This is a genomic window from Aeromicrobium panaciterrae, assembly GCF_031457275.1.
GTDB lineage: Bacteria > Actinomycetota > Actinomycetes > Propionibacteriales > Nocardioidaceae > Aeromicrobium > Aeromicrobium panaciterrae_A.
Genome location: NZ_JAVDWH010000001.1, coordinates 1634436 through 1646651 on the forward strand (window position 1 = coordinate 1634436; position 12216 = coordinate 1646651).

The 12216-nt window shown below is 61.6% G+C and carries 13 protein-coding genes, 1 tRNA gene and 1 pseudogene; 10 read left to right on the plus strand and 5 right to left on the minus strand.

Annotated elements, in window-relative coordinates; translation table 11 throughout:
• The 8 genes from J2X11_RS08480 (at position 1) to J2X11_RS08515 (ending at position 6114) form a co-directional block, all read left to right on the plus strand.
• Entirely contained in the window at positions 1-894 is an 894-nt protein-coding gene (locus tag J2X11_RS08480) for a segregation and condensation protein A (RefSeq protein ID WP_396127874.1), read from the plus strand.
• Positions 887-1528: an SMC-Scp complex subunit ScpB gene (gene scpB, locus J2X11_RS08485; protein WP_309969382.1), complete on the plus strand. Its 642-nt coding sequence runs from the start codon at positions 887-889 to the stop codon at positions 1526-1528. Before J2X11_RS08480 ends, scpB begins: the two co-directional genes overlap by 8 nt.
• A complete protein-coding gene (locus J2X11_RS08490) occupies positions 1521-2246 on the plus strand; it encodes a pseudouridine synthase (RefSeq protein WP_309969385.1) in 726 nt (241 codons plus the stop codon). The genes scpB and J2X11_RS08490 overlap by 8 nt, the downstream gene beginning before the upstream one ends.
• Positions 2243-3295 carry a prephenate dehydrogenase gene (locus J2X11_RS08495; RefSeq protein WP_309969388.1) on the plus strand — a complete coding sequence of 351 codons (1053 nt, stop codon included), beginning with the start codon at positions 2243-2245 and terminating at the stop codon, positions 3293-3295. Before J2X11_RS08490 ends, J2X11_RS08495 begins: the two co-directional genes overlap by 4 nt.
• An 11-nt stretch (positions 3296-3306) precedes the next feature.
• Positions 3307-3969, plus strand: coding sequence for a (d)CMP kinase (gene cmk, locus J2X11_RS08500; protein ID WP_309969394.1), 663 nt, complete (start codon positions 3307-3309; stop codon positions 3967-3969).
• Entirely contained in the window at positions 3966-4667 is a 702-nt protein-coding gene (locus J2X11_RS08505; protein WP_309969398.1) for a lysophospholipid acyltransferase family protein, read from the plus strand. Before cmk ends, J2X11_RS08505 begins: the two co-directional genes overlap by 4 nt.
• Positions 4660-5985, plus strand: coding sequence for a ribosome biogenesis GTPase Der (gene der / locus J2X11_RS08510; protein WP_309969400.1), 1326 nt, complete (start codon positions 4660-4662; stop codon positions 5983-5985). Before J2X11_RS08505 ends, der begins: the two co-directional genes overlap by 8 nt.
• Positions 5986-6040: 55 nt before the next feature.
• Positions 6041-6114: transfer RNA gene (locus J2X11_RS08515), tRNA-Pro, on the plus strand.
• A gap of 216 nt (positions 6115-6330) precedes the next feature.
• Here the strand turns inward: J2X11_RS08515 and J2X11_RS08520 are convergent.
• The 5 genes from J2X11_RS08520 to J2X11_RS08540 form a co-directional block, all read right to left on the minus strand.
• The gene (locus J2X11_RS08520; protein WP_309969402.1) at positions 6331-7167 is read right to left on the minus strand and encodes a CFI-box-CTERM domain-containing protein; all 837 of its coding nucleotides are present in this window, start codon (positions 7165-7167) and stop codon (positions 6331-6333) included.
• A 136-nt stretch (positions 7168-7303) separates the two neighbouring features.
• Positions 7304-7615 carry a tyrosine-type recombinase/integrase gene (locus J2X11_RS08525; RefSeq protein ID WP_309969405.1) on the minus strand — a complete coding sequence of 104 codons (312 nt, stop codon included), beginning with the start codon at positions 7613-7615 and terminating at the stop codon, positions 7304-7306.
• Positions 7599-8414 (minus strand): tyrosine-type recombinase/integrase, encoded by an 816-nt coding sequence (locus tag J2X11_RS08530; RefSeq protein ID WP_309969408.1) that lies wholly within the window; start codon positions 8412-8414, stop codon positions 7599-7601. The genes J2X11_RS08525 and J2X11_RS08530 overlap by 17 nt, the downstream gene beginning before the upstream one ends.
• Before the next feature lie 61 nt (positions 8415-8475).
• Positions 8476-8724 carry a helix-turn-helix transcriptional regulator gene (locus J2X11_RS08535; RefSeq protein WP_309969411.1) on the minus strand — a complete coding sequence of 83 codons (249 nt, stop codon included), beginning with the start codon at positions 8722-8724 and terminating at the stop codon, positions 8476-8478.
• 80 nt (positions 8725-8804) lie between these two features.
• Positions 8805-9530, minus strand: coding sequence for a hypothetical protein (locus J2X11_RS08540; protein ID WP_309969414.1), 726 nt, complete (start codon positions 9528-9530; stop codon positions 8805-8807).
• A gap of 63 nt (positions 9531-9593) precedes the next feature.
• Here J2X11_RS08540 and J2X11_RS08545 point away from each other — a divergent pair, with 63 nt between their 5' ends.
• Both J2X11_RS08545 and J2X11_RS14445 read left to right on the plus strand, forming a co-directional pair.
• A complete protein-coding gene (locus J2X11_RS08545; protein ID WP_309969416.1) occupies positions 9594-10232 on the plus strand; it encodes a hypothetical protein in 639 nt (212 codons plus the stop codon).
• 1322 nt (positions 10233-11554) lie between these two features.
• Positions 11555-12130, plus strand: a pseudogene (locus tag J2X11_RS14445) (DNA-processing protein DprA); the annotation flags it as partial.
• Positions 12131-12216: the final 86 nt, after the last annotated feature.

The following is a 12216-nucleotide window of genomic DNA, read 5'->3' on the forward strand; positions in this document are numbered from 1 at the left end:
CTGGCCGACTCAGATGTCGCCGCCCCTGCTGGTTTCTCGGTCAACCTGGCAAATTTCGAGGGTCCGTTCGACCTGTTGCTCCAGCTGATCTCCAAACATCAGCTCGACATCACCGAAGTTGCGCTCTCGACCGTGACGACTGAGTTCATCGCGTACATCAAGGCGTTGGGTGACGATCTCGACCAAACGACCAACTTCCTGCTGGTCGCCTCCACCTTGCTTGACCTCAAGACGGCGCGGCTTCTGCCGCAGGCAGAGGTTGAGGACGAGGAAGACCTTGCGCTGCTCGAGGCACGCGACCTGCTGTTCGCGCGGTTGATGCAGTACCGCGCCTACAAGCTGATGGCTGGCGTGATGGCCGAGAAGTTGGCCGACGAGTCTCGTCGGTTCCCGCGCGTCGTCGGCCTCGAGCCGAGATTCGCCGAGCTCCTGCCGGAAGTGCTCATCTCGGTTGGGCCTGAGGAACTCGCGGCACTCGCCGCGGCGGCGCTGCAGCCGAAGGCCGTGCCGATCCTGTCCTTGGCTCACCTGCACGCTCCTTCGGTCAGCGTGCGCGAGCAGGGTCACCTCATCGTCGACCGCCTGCGCAGGGAGCGAGGCCTGACGTTCCGTGCGCTCACGGCAGACGCCCCCGACCTGATCACGAAGGTCGCTCGATTCCTCGCTCTGCTCGAGTTGTTCAAGGAAGGCGTCATCGCCTTCGAACAGGCAACACCGCTCGGCGACCTGCACTTGCGATGGACCGGAACTGACGAAGGCGACATTGACGTCGGCGACGAGTTCGACAAGCCGATGGGCTCACCAGACGACGAGCCCGCCCCTGACCTGCACATTGCCGAAGACTCCCCAAGCGATGACCCAGAGAGCACCGAACTTGAAGGCACAGATGACTGAGCACGACCTGCCCACCGGACCACACGAGCTCGAACTGGAGATGCTCGACCTCTTGCCAGCTCTTGAAGCGGTACTGATGGTGGCGGACCAGCCTCTGGATCACCTGACGCTCGCCCAGGCCGTGGGACACCCACCGATTGACGTGGACACAGCGCTCAAGTCCTTGGCCGCGCAGTACACCGAACAGGGGAGAGGCTTCGAGCTGCGCAACGTCGCAGGTGGCTGGCGCTTTTTCACGCGTGAGGAGTACGCGAGTGCGGTCGAGCGGTTCATCCTCGACGGTCAGCAGGCCCGACTCACGCAGGCAGCTCTGGAGACCATGGCTGTCGTGGCGTACCGCCAGCCCATCAGTCGTACGCGGATCTCCGCGATTCGTGGAGTCAACGTCGACAGCGTCGTACGAACACTCGTCACCCGTGGACTGATTGAAGAGTCCGACGTCGACGGTGAGAGCGGAGCAATTCTCTACCGCACGACGAGCTACTTCCTCGAGCGCATGGGCATGGGCAGCATCAGCGAACTTCCCGACATCGCACCGCTGCTGCCGGAGATCGGCGACATGGATGACGAGACGCCCCTTGCTGATGCCCTCTCGGTTGAGGCTAGTGCCGAGGCTGCCGACGATCGTGGCTGAAATCCGCCTGCAAAAGGCGCTGGCGCAAGCCGGGCTTGGAAGTCGTCGACGCTGCGACGACATGATCGCTCACGGTCGAGTTGAGGTGAACGGCGAGATCATCGACCAGATGGGATCGCGCGTCGATCCGCTGACAGACGTCATTCGCGTCGATGGCAAGCGCATTCCGCCGCCCAACGACCACGCGTATGTACTGCTCAACAAGCCGCGCGGCATCGTGACGTCGATGGCCGACGAGCACGGTCGCCCCGACCTCTCGTCGCTCCTCAAGGGTCGCGAGGATCGCCTGTTTCACGTGGGGCGCCTCGACACTGACACGTCAGGCCTGTTGCTGCTGACCAATGACGGCGATCTCGCCCACAAGCTTGCGCATCCGTCGTTCGAGATCACCAAGACGTACGTCGCACTGGTCGACGGGAACGTCGCCGACACCGTGGCGGCAACGCTCAAGGCCGGTATTGAGCTTGACGACGGTCCTGCAATCGTTGACCGGTTCCTGGTCAAGGACCGGTCGCGCGGAAAGTCGATCGTCGAACTCGATATCCATATGGGACGCAATCGCATCGTGCGGCGCATGTTGGACGCGGTGGGCCACCCGGTGATCGAGCTCAACCGGTCGGCATTCGGACCGCTGGACCTGCGCGGACTCGCAGCCGGCGCCATGCGGAACCTGTCACGCGAGGAGCTCGGCGCACTCTTCGATAGCGTGGAGGCATGAGCCCCAGTCCCGTCCTCGTCCTGGGCTGTGGACTTATTGGTACTTCTCTCGCTCTTGCGCTGACCGAGGCAGGTGTTGAAGTCCACCTCGACGACATCCTCGAGTCGAATGTCGAGCTTGCCGTTGCACGTGGCGCGGGGACTGCAGATCCCGTTGATGCCCCCGCAGTCGTAGTCGTCGCGGTCCCGCCGACCGAGGTCGCGGCCTGCGTCGCCCTCGCCCTTGAGACCTGGCCCGACGCGACAGTCACTGATGTCGCGAGCGTCAAGGCAACTCTGCAGAACAAGATTGCCGCGCTTCCAGGCAACGAGCGGTACGTCGGAAGTCACCCGATGGCGGGCAGCGAGCGTTCCGGACCCATGGCGGCGTATGCACGCCTCTTCGAGGGGCGCCCGTGGGCTGTCACCTCGCGCGCAGGAGCGGACGCCGCCTCGATCGCGCGGGTCGTCGAGATTGCTGAGTTGGTCGGTGCTGTGCCGCTCGAGATGGATGCTGAGGCGCATGACCGCGCCGTGGCCGTCGTGTCCCATGTGCCGCACGTGCTCGCGGTCCTGACAGCAGCTCGCCTCCACGGTGCGCCGCAGGATCACCTCGCACTGTCTGGCCCCGGTCTGCGCGACGTCACCCGCATCGCAGGCAGCGACATCGCCCTGTGGCAGGAGATTCTCGGTGCCAACGCCACAGAAGTGCGTGCCGTGCTCGAACAGGTTCGCGGCGACCTCGATCGAGTCATCGACTCCATCGGCACCGACACGGATCGTCTGGGAGACGTGCTGCAGTCAGGTCAGGACGGCACGAAGCTCATACCTGGAAAGCACGGCGAAGAAGTCGCCGCGCTCGCCACCGTGTTTGTATCCGTACCGGATGAGCCGGGCGAGTTGTCGCGACTCATGGCACATACGGGAGAATCAGGTGTCAACATCGAGGACATCCGCATCGATCACGAACTCGGTCGACGCGTGGGTCAGGTCGAGATCGCCGTGGTCGCAGCGCAAGCCGCGAGGCTGGTCGAAGCCCTGACTGCACGTGGTTGGTCCGCCTACAGCTGAGGAGCATTCCTGTGAGCACGTCCCTGGTCGTTGCCGTCGACGGTCCGTCTGGTTCGGGCAAGTCGAGCACGGCGCGCGGAGTTGCCGATCGGCTCGGCCTCGCATACCTCGACACGGGTGCGATGTATCGCGCGATGACCTGGGCGCTCCTCCGGGCTGGCACTGATCTCAGCGATCCGGATGCGATTGCAGCTGCGGCCAGGGGCATACATCTCGAATCGGGAGTCGATCCGCTCGATCCCACGATCTATGCCGATGGTGTTGACGTGGCCGAGGCAATCCGCGGCGAGAACGTCACCGCCGCCGTGAGTTATGTCGCGGCTGTGCCATCCGTACGCGAGCAGCTCGTGGCCATGCAGCGTCAGTCGATTGCCGACAACGGCGATCGCATTGTCGTCGAGGGGCGCGACATCGGTTCGACAGTTGCTCCGGACGCGGACTTCAAGATCTACCTGGTTGCCGATCCTGCAGCACGGGCCGCTCGTCGGGCTGCCGAAGACGGATCCGCGGACGCCCTCGCCACCGAGCAGGCGCTCGCGAAGCGCGATGAAATCGACTCGAACCGTGCTGCTTCTCCCTTGGCGATGGCCGATGATGCCGTGCTGGTCGACAGCACGTACATGACTCTCGAAGAAGTGATCGCGACCATCGTAGACATGGTGGAGCAGCCGTGAGCCTCATCGACGCACCGCCTCGCGGGTTGCCCGAGGGCGGCCTCAAGTTCATGCGCAGCATCGCGGAGCCCTATTTCAACCGGCGTTGGGACATCCACGAGCGCGGCCACGGCAACGTGCCCGAAGACGGCCCTGTCATCCTGGCCAGCAACCACATCGGCTGGCTCGATGGGCCACTGATGTTCGTGAAGTCTCCGCGTCCGGCCCACGCGCTGGTCAAGGAAGAAGAGTTCGTCGGCAAGACCGGTGCTCTGCTGAAGTTTCTCGGCCAGATCAAGGTCAGCCGTACGCGTACAGACAGCGGCGCTCTGCGCCGTGCAGCACAGGCTCTCTCGGTCAGCCAGACGGTCCTGATCTATCCCGAGGGCAAGCGCGGAGGTGGCGACTTCGAGAACTTCAAGGGTGGTGTCACCTGGCTGGCTCTCGTCAGCGGTGCGCCGATCGTCCCGGTCGCCATCTTCGGCACCCGCCAGGCGGGGGAGCCTTCTGAGACCAAAGCGCCCAAGGGCGCGCGCCTGGACATCGTGTATGGCAAGCCGCTGCAATTCCCGATGCAGGTTTGGCCACGAGATCGTGAGATACTGGAAGACGCGGGCGAGCAGATTCACGAGCACCTGCGATCCCATGTCACTTGGTCACAGAACGTGCTGAAACGCGAGCTGCCCGGCCCCTTGCCGAGAGGCTCATCCGATGGCTGAGGCCGTACCTGTCCTGGCTGTGATCGGTCGACCCAACGTAGGAAAATCCACGCTCGTCAACCGCATCATCGGCCGGCGCGAAGCAGTCGTTGAGGACGTCCCCGGAGTTACCCGCGACCGCGTCTACTACGACGCCGTATGGAACGGTCGCGCGTTCACCGTCGTCGACACTGGCGGCTGGGATCCCGACGCTCGTGGACTCGCCGAACGCATCGCTGCTCAGGCTGAGATCGCGATCCAGGTCGCAGACGCTGTGCTGTTTGTCGTTGACGCGACCGTTGGCATCACGGATGTCGACGAGAAGGTCGTCAAGATTCTTCGAGCCGCCAAGAAGCCCGTCGTACTGGCAGCCAACAAGGTTGATGACCAGCGCGCCGAAGCCGAAGCTGCCGGACTGTGGAATCTCGGTCTTGGCGAGCCGTACCCCGTCTCCGCCCTGCATGGGCGCGGTTCCGGAGACATGCTCGACGCAATCCTCGAGGCGCTGCCGGAGACACCCCCAGAAGACTTCGACGCTCCCGAGGGTCCGCGTCGTGTCGCGATCGTCGGCAAGCCCAACGTCGGCAAGTCCAGCCTACTCAACCGCCTGGCGGGCGAAGAACGCGTTGTCGTCGACGATGCCTCCGGTACGACCGTCGACCCGGTCGATGAGCTTGTCGTCCTGGGCGATCGCACGTGGAACTTCATCGACACGGCAGGCATCCGTCGTCGCGTTCGTGACGCGTCGGGCCACGAGTACTACGCCAGCCTCCGTACGAGCTCGGCCATCGATCGGGCCGAAGTTGCCGTCGTCATCATCGATGCCAGCCAGCCGATCACCGAGCAGGACACCCGCATCATCAGCTCCGTCGCCGATGCTGGCCGCGCGCTGATCATCGCGTTCAACAAATGGGACCTCGTTGACGAAGAGCGCCGCTACTACCTCGAGCGCGAGATGGAGCGCGAGTTCGTACAGGTTCCCTGGGCGCCCACGATCAACATCACGGCTCGCACGGGTTGGCACATTGATCGCCTCGTACGCGCTCTCGACGCCGCACTGGAGGGTTGGGAGACGCGCGTAACCACCGGCGCTCTCAACGCCTTCCTGGGTCGTCTCGTCGCCGAGCACCCGCACCCCGTACGCGGTGGCAAGCAGTCCAAGATCATGTTCGGTACCCAGGCCACCACGTCGCCGCCGACGTTCATCCTGTTCACGTCAGGCAAGCTCGAGGCGTCCTACATGCGCTATATCGAGCGCCGCCTGCGTGAGACGTTCGGCTTCGTCGGTACGCCGATCCACCTGCAGCAGCGTCCGCGCAAGAAGCGCGAACGCCGCTGATCGACCGCTGGCGGAACGGTGACCGTGCTGCGGTAAAGTTCCTCTTCGGTACAAACGGGCTGTAGCGCAGCTTGGTAGCGCACCTGACTGGGGGTCAGGGGGTCGCAGGTTCAAATCCTGTCAGCCCGACAGAAAAGGCTGGGATTCCGGGTAAAAATGGAGTCCCAGCCTTCGTCGTTTTGACCCGCACCCGGCTTTCCAACGGGTTTGCAACAGTTTTCGAACGGGATTCGGCGTATCTGAGGAGTACCGACGCATGTAATGACGTTCGCCCGTTCTTGCGGAGCTTTGTCGGCGGCTTCTGAAAGGTTCACTTTGTGTTGGGCATTTGGAGTACCTATTGCACTAGCGTCGTCTGGTGCGTTCCAAGAGCTTTACGACCTCGTCGAGGCAGTTGCGAACGAACACGGTTAGGGGGTTCTCGGGAGTCAACCGCTTTGCGAGCCCAGGGCTCACGAAGTAGTAGAAGCGTATGAAGCCGCGACCGATCGGGGAGTAGGCCAAATGGTCATCTCGGAATCGGCGAAGTGTCATCACGGGTGGTGCATCGTAGGAGCCGTAAACGGCGGTGGCGATGTAGCACCCGCCTTGCTTTGCTTGAACTTTTGGTTGCTGCTGCCCACCCAGTTGGCGGAGGATATCGTCACGCACTTGGTTGGAGTGAGCCATCGCTCTTCCTGTGGAGTCCTTGTAGGACTGCTCCACGTACTGAAAGTCTTGGCTTCCGAGCTTCAGTTGGAGTGCTTCCAAACGCCATGTCGCGACTTCAGAACCTAATGCTTCTGCACGACGGTACTGAGAAATCGCGTGGCCTAGATGATTTACGAATCCAGATGCGCGGTAGTCGGGACTCTTCCCGGTCCGGCGCTCGATGAACCCTTTGAACTCTGTTTCGGCGCCCATAAAGACAATGGCGGAGGGATCGGACCTCGGGTTACGAACTAGGTGAGGTGAATACTTGCCGTGCTCATCGAGATGTCCTTTCGCGGCCATGGCAACTTCACATACAGGCGAGATCCCGTTTGCTGGATTGTAGGTCTCTGACAAACCTGACACCTCAAGTTGCTCGGCGCCAGCCGCAACCAGTAACGACTTAAGGCCTTCTTCGTATCGGCCATTTTCCATGTGGTTGAAGCCGATCTCAAACAGATTGTCAGAGAAGTGCCGGTCGTGTTTTGTCATCTGGGTGCCCGCCTGCTTCCACGCCTGAGTGTCTTCTCAGGTCGAACTTCACAGGATCGTATCCAGTTCCTGATGCAAGTAGTGCAAGATCGGCGACCGACCCAGTCGTCCAGGTCGGGGCGTTCTTCTCGTTCCATCAAGGTGCGTCGTCGCTTCGGAACTGTTCCAGCGTCTCCCTGAAGTCCGGCGCCGGTGGACGCTGGATGTAGTGGTCCTTGGTGACCTTGTCGCTGGTATGACCCAGCTGCTCAGCCGAACCCTCAGATCCATGCTCGCGTGCGATGAGTGTTGCCACCGTCCTGCGGAAGTCGTGAGGAGTGACTTCCCCGAAGACCGTGCCTTCCCTGATCTTGCGCCAGGTGCGGCGCACATTGTTGGGAGACACCCACGTCCCGCTGCCAGTGGCGAAGACTGCGTTGTGCGGGTTGGGTTCACTGCGAGCCTTCATCCTGGTCAGCGTCTCGACAGCGAAGAGCGGCAGGTAAAACCGTCCTGATTCCGGCTGGGGTCTTGGTGGTCGAACGCGTGATGCCCATGCCGGAGCGCTTGCCCTCCAACACTGAACCGTTGATCGTGAGGGTCGGCCTCTCGCTCTCGAGGTCGATGTCGCTCCACCGCACAGCCAGAGCTTCGCCGATACGACATCCGGTGGCGAGCATGATGTCGACCAGGTCGCCCATCAGAACCGACACAGGACCTGGTCGCTTCCTGCGGTCATAGAGGAAAACGGCGTGACGGAGTGCCTTCAAGGTGTCGGAGTCGATGGCTCGGACCTCCTTCTTCTCCTTAGCCATCGTGGTCGAGTCCACCATCGGGTTGATGTTGACGGCCTCCAGCTGCACCGCCATGGGGAACATCAGCGACAGGACGGTCTTTGAGTGGCGGAACACCGACGGCTTGCCAAGCTCGCGCAACTCACGCAGGAACCTGTCGATCGTCCTCGGCCTGATCTCCCGCAGCCGCAGCTGACCGAGGGAGGGCTGGATGTGCCTCGCGTACATCGCCTCGTAGTCACTGATGGTCTGCTCCGTGCGCCGGCCGTCCGCCCTGGCCTCCTCGAACCAGCGGGTTGCGAGCTGGTCGAGGGTCGAGGCCGACGTGATCTGGTCCTCCTTGTGCCCACGATGGTCGAGGTCGCCATCCCTGAGTTTGAGCGTCAGCGCCAAGACAGCGGCGCTCTTCGACGGACCCCTGGCCTCGCTGTTGCGGTAGGCCCCAGCGTGGGTCCGATACGCAGCCCTCGCCACGTACCGGCCGTCAGGAAGTGCCCTGGTGCTGATCGTTCCCCAGGCTCCCGGTTTTAGCCTGTCACGCGGCACGACTCGACCCCGCGATCTGCTGGTCGATCCAAGCGTCGACGTCTGCGCGACGGTAGCGAAGGAAGCGACCGAGGCGGTAAGCCGGCGGGCCCTGGTCCTCAGGACGCTCGTTGGTACGCCAGTCGTGCAAGGTGCGCTTGGGGATCTGAAGGTAGGTGGACACGTCGTCGATCGTCATGAGTTGCTCCGTCTCGTCGACGGGCGTGATGGTCAGCTGTGTTGCCTGATCAGTAGTCATACCCCCTCTATGCGTTGAGCGACCGAACCAGGCGTGACTTAACCGCCTCACTCCGTGTTTCCCATTCATGGCAGAAGGCATCAGGTGTGCCAGTCCACTGCCCCCGTGACTGCAGCGGCGAGCCTGCGAATTGTCCCGGCTAGCCCAGGCGACAGGTCGGGAAGGTTGGCGACTTGATCCTCCACGAGCTGTCGAATCTCGGACCACGTGATCCACGCAAGAGTGTCCTCGAGGTCGTGAAGCAGTCCGCTCGCGTCGAATTCAATCAAACCTGTTTCCGCAAGTACCTCGTCAATGGTGAGTGAAATGGCTTGGACCAGATCGATGCGTCCGAGGTTGTCGACGAGGACGGGCGGGGGTGCGCTGAGGACGAGAAATAGAAGCGGAGTGCGGCCATCCGATTGTTGGTGCAGCGCCACGAGCTCGCGCGCCAGCTGCTTTGTCTGAAACGAAGACCTCCGGATCCTCTTGGCTTCGATCAGCACGAGCGTTGATGGCGTCGCCAAGCATCCATCAGGCTGCACCTTGATGGACTTAGGCCCTACGAGCACTTCGTCGGGGAGAAGGGTGAACTGAGCGTCCTCAATCTCCGAGACAATTGCCGCACGTGCATGGTTCGCGCCGTGGCCCCGCCGGAAGACTTCACCTAAGAACAGGTCTCGTGGCAGGTAGTCGAGCGGCATGAACACCTCAGCAGTCAGTACGTCTTCAATGCCTCGTCCGCCCTGTCGGTATTTCGCGGCTTTCTGCCACGAGATCTCCTCTAGGAGTCGACCGATCACTGATTCGTTGGCTTGGTCATCCATGACACGAGTGTGACGCTTCGTGCTGACATCGGCGCGCGATGGCAATCAGCGAGGATGTCAGGTATGGCAGTCGAGAGCATTGGCGTAGACGGTGTCCTTTTCGAAGATGCATGGGCCCAATTTGCGGCTGAATGCGAAGCGACGGTTGCGCCCGAAGCGACCTATCAGGCCTGGCTGGCACACTTCGCCATCCAGAAGCTCGGACTGTTACGAGTGGTGCGGGAGGTGGATTTCGGTGCTCGGTATCTCGGTGCCGAGGCGGCCACGCACTTCCCTGGCAACAACTTGATGGTCGATCTGTTGATTCTCAGGGAGCCGGCCTTCCCTCGTGACCTTGTGGTCGACTTGCCGCGCCGATCGTGGCTCGGGCCGAGAAAGCCGATCGACGAGCTCCCGAACCCACGGTCAGGACTTGAGCGGCTGCGAGACTTCTCGGTCATCACCGAGCTGAAGGTCTCCGCGACTCAGGGAGGAGGTCTTGATCAAGGCGAGGTGTTGCGAGACTTCCGAAAGTTGTCGGCCATTCTGTCCACGGCATCCAGGCACTATCAGGATGCGCCGCTGCCGGATGCATTCGTTGGGGTCTTCGACAACCACCCCACGAGACGCTTCGACTTTGAGTTACTGAAGCACCGAATTGCCGAGGCTGACATCAGGCCGGATGTGCATTTGCTGGCTTTTCCAGTTCCCGCTGTCACATAGTCGTACTGGACCCGAGGGGTTCGTCGTCTTCCGCGTCCTTCAGGAAGGCCTGAACCCGGCGGCTGGGATGAATTTGGCCCAAATTGGGCGAATCTGTCCCGCAGCGAACACCCTCGAAAACACCCCTCTGCGGGACACATCCGTTTTCAGCCCCTGCAATTGCAGGCAATTATTTTCGTGTCCCGAACGTGCGGGACACTCTGCGGGACACCTAAAAGACCGTCATTGCAGACCAAATCGACCAAAAGGGGCGTGTCCCGCAGGAAATACCCCTATGCCCTTACTGCAAGAAGTGGGTATGTATTAGGGGATCGAGCTCAACTGCGAAACAGCACACTGCTGCTGTAACACGCGACCTATACATATATCTCACGGGACAGGTCAGAAAAGTAGTAGTAAAGGGCCCTTTTCCCTGCCATTGCAATGGCTGATGTGTCCCGCAGACTGTCCCGCACTGTCCCGCAGAAGGCGGTTTTGTCCCGCAGCATCACCTATCCGAGGACCGCATTTGGACGTTTTCCCTGAAACCGCAGGCAAATGACCCGCGGGACAGATTTGAGAACCTGGTTCCCCGGCTGAATTGGTCTCTGAACGCATAGGGCACATAACGACCAATCGTGAGCATCCGCTCGCGGAGAAACGAGCTCAAGCAATCACGGCTACGCTCCAGGCTCCAGGAACGCGGATCTCGCCCAACCGGTCTGAACATCAAACAGCCCAAGAAGTGCAACGCGCTTCGATGGGCGTTGACAACTAATCTGAAATCAACCGATGAGGGCAAGGACTCCAAATTCGGAACCGCAGGCGAAGTCGCCATAAGACTCACCCCGGTCGAAACCGGGAACAATTCAACCGATGAGGGCGAGAAGGCCAAATTCGGAAACGCAGTTGATTTCTCAACACAAGAAGGTCGTCTGGTGCAATCCAAACTTGTCGGGGGCCAGACCCCGTTTGAAAATTCAAGAAAGTTCCGCTGCTGCCTGCTGCGCTTGGACTTGCCCAGCTGTCGGCGAACAGGGAACTGATCACGAGCAGAGCGTCCTTAGCCTCGGATTCTGTGCGGCTTGCACGTGGGTCCCATTGACGCGTGGGAGAGTACTGATGTGACGAGCGAGCAGCCGAGCCTCTTCGACGGAGACGAGTCGTCCGCGAATGAACTGAAAGCAGCAGCGGAGCTTTGGGCATTGACGCAACTGCCGGGAATCGGAAACGCTCGCGCTCTTCGCCTTTCCAGCGGCTTCGCGTCTTGGGATGAACTCGTTGACGCGTCCCCAGCGGCTCGTAGGCAGGTGGCTGGCGCCGAGATCGATTACGTTCCGGCCATGCCTGTCCCGCGCGTTCCCGAAGGCGTTCAGCTCTGCGGCTATTTCGATGACGACTACCCGGATGCGCTCAGGGCGATAAAGAATCCACCGGTGGCACTCTGGGTCCGGGGAGAAATCGCTCGATCGACCCCATCAGTCGCCGTAGTTGGCGCACGTGAGGCCAGTGACTGGGCGATCCAAATGGCTGGGTCCATTGCCGCAGATGCGTCCGAACTCGGTGTCGCGGTGGTATCCGGCCTTGCATTTGGAATCGACATTGCAGCTCACCGGTCAGCGTTGACATCTGGTGGCCGAACGATCGCTGTGCTTGGGAGCGGAGTCGACGTTCCGACACCTCGTGAGCACCTGGCCGATGCTGAGCGCATTCTCGAAACCGGGGGAGCGTTGATTTCGGAAGTTCCCCTTGGCAGTGCGCCGAACCCGAGAACGCTTGTGGCTCGCAACCGAATTCAGAGCGGCTTGTCGTTCGCGACGATCGTTGTCGAGTGCGGGCTGAAATCTGGCACTATGCAGACCGCAAAGTTTGCCGTCGAGCAGGGGCGCCGACTATGCGTGCCATCGCCCGAAGCGCACGATGAATCCGAGATGAACGCCGGAAGCCGAAGCTTGCTAGACATCGGGGTGGGCAATGTCGCTGCTGAACGACTCCGATCCCGTGA

Coding starts and splice junctions, on each gene's coding strand:
- scpB (WP_309969382.1), top strand. CDS start 887: ATGACTGAGCACGACCTGCCCACCGGACCACACGAGCTCGAACTGGAG.
- J2X11_RS08495 (WP_309969388.1), top strand. CDS start 2,243: ATGAGCCCCAGTCCCGTCCTCGTCCTGGGCTGTGGACTTATTGGTACT.
- der (WP_309969400.1), top strand. CDS start 4,660: ATGGCTGAGGCCGTACCTGTCCTGGCTGTGATCGGTCGACCCAACGTA.
- J2X11_RS08520 (WP_309969402.1), bottom strand. CDS start 7,167: ATGACAAAACACGACCGGCACTTCTCTGACAATCTGTTTGAGATCGGC.
- J2X11_RS08525 (WP_309969405.1), bottom strand. CDS start 7,615: ATGAAGGCTCGCAGTGAACCCAACCCGCACAACGCAGTCTTCGCCACT.
- J2X11_RS08535 (WP_309969411.1), bottom strand. CDS start 8,724: ATGACTACTGATCAGGCAACACAGCTGACCATCACGCCCGTCGACGAG.
- J2X11_RS08540 (WP_309969414.1), bottom strand. CDS start 9,530: ATGGATGACCAAGCCAACGAATCAGTGATCGGTCGACTCCTAGAGGAG.
- J2X11_RS08545 (WP_309969416.1), top strand. CDS start 9,594: ATGGCAGTCGAGAGCATTGGCGTAGACGGTGTCCTTTTCGAAGATGCA.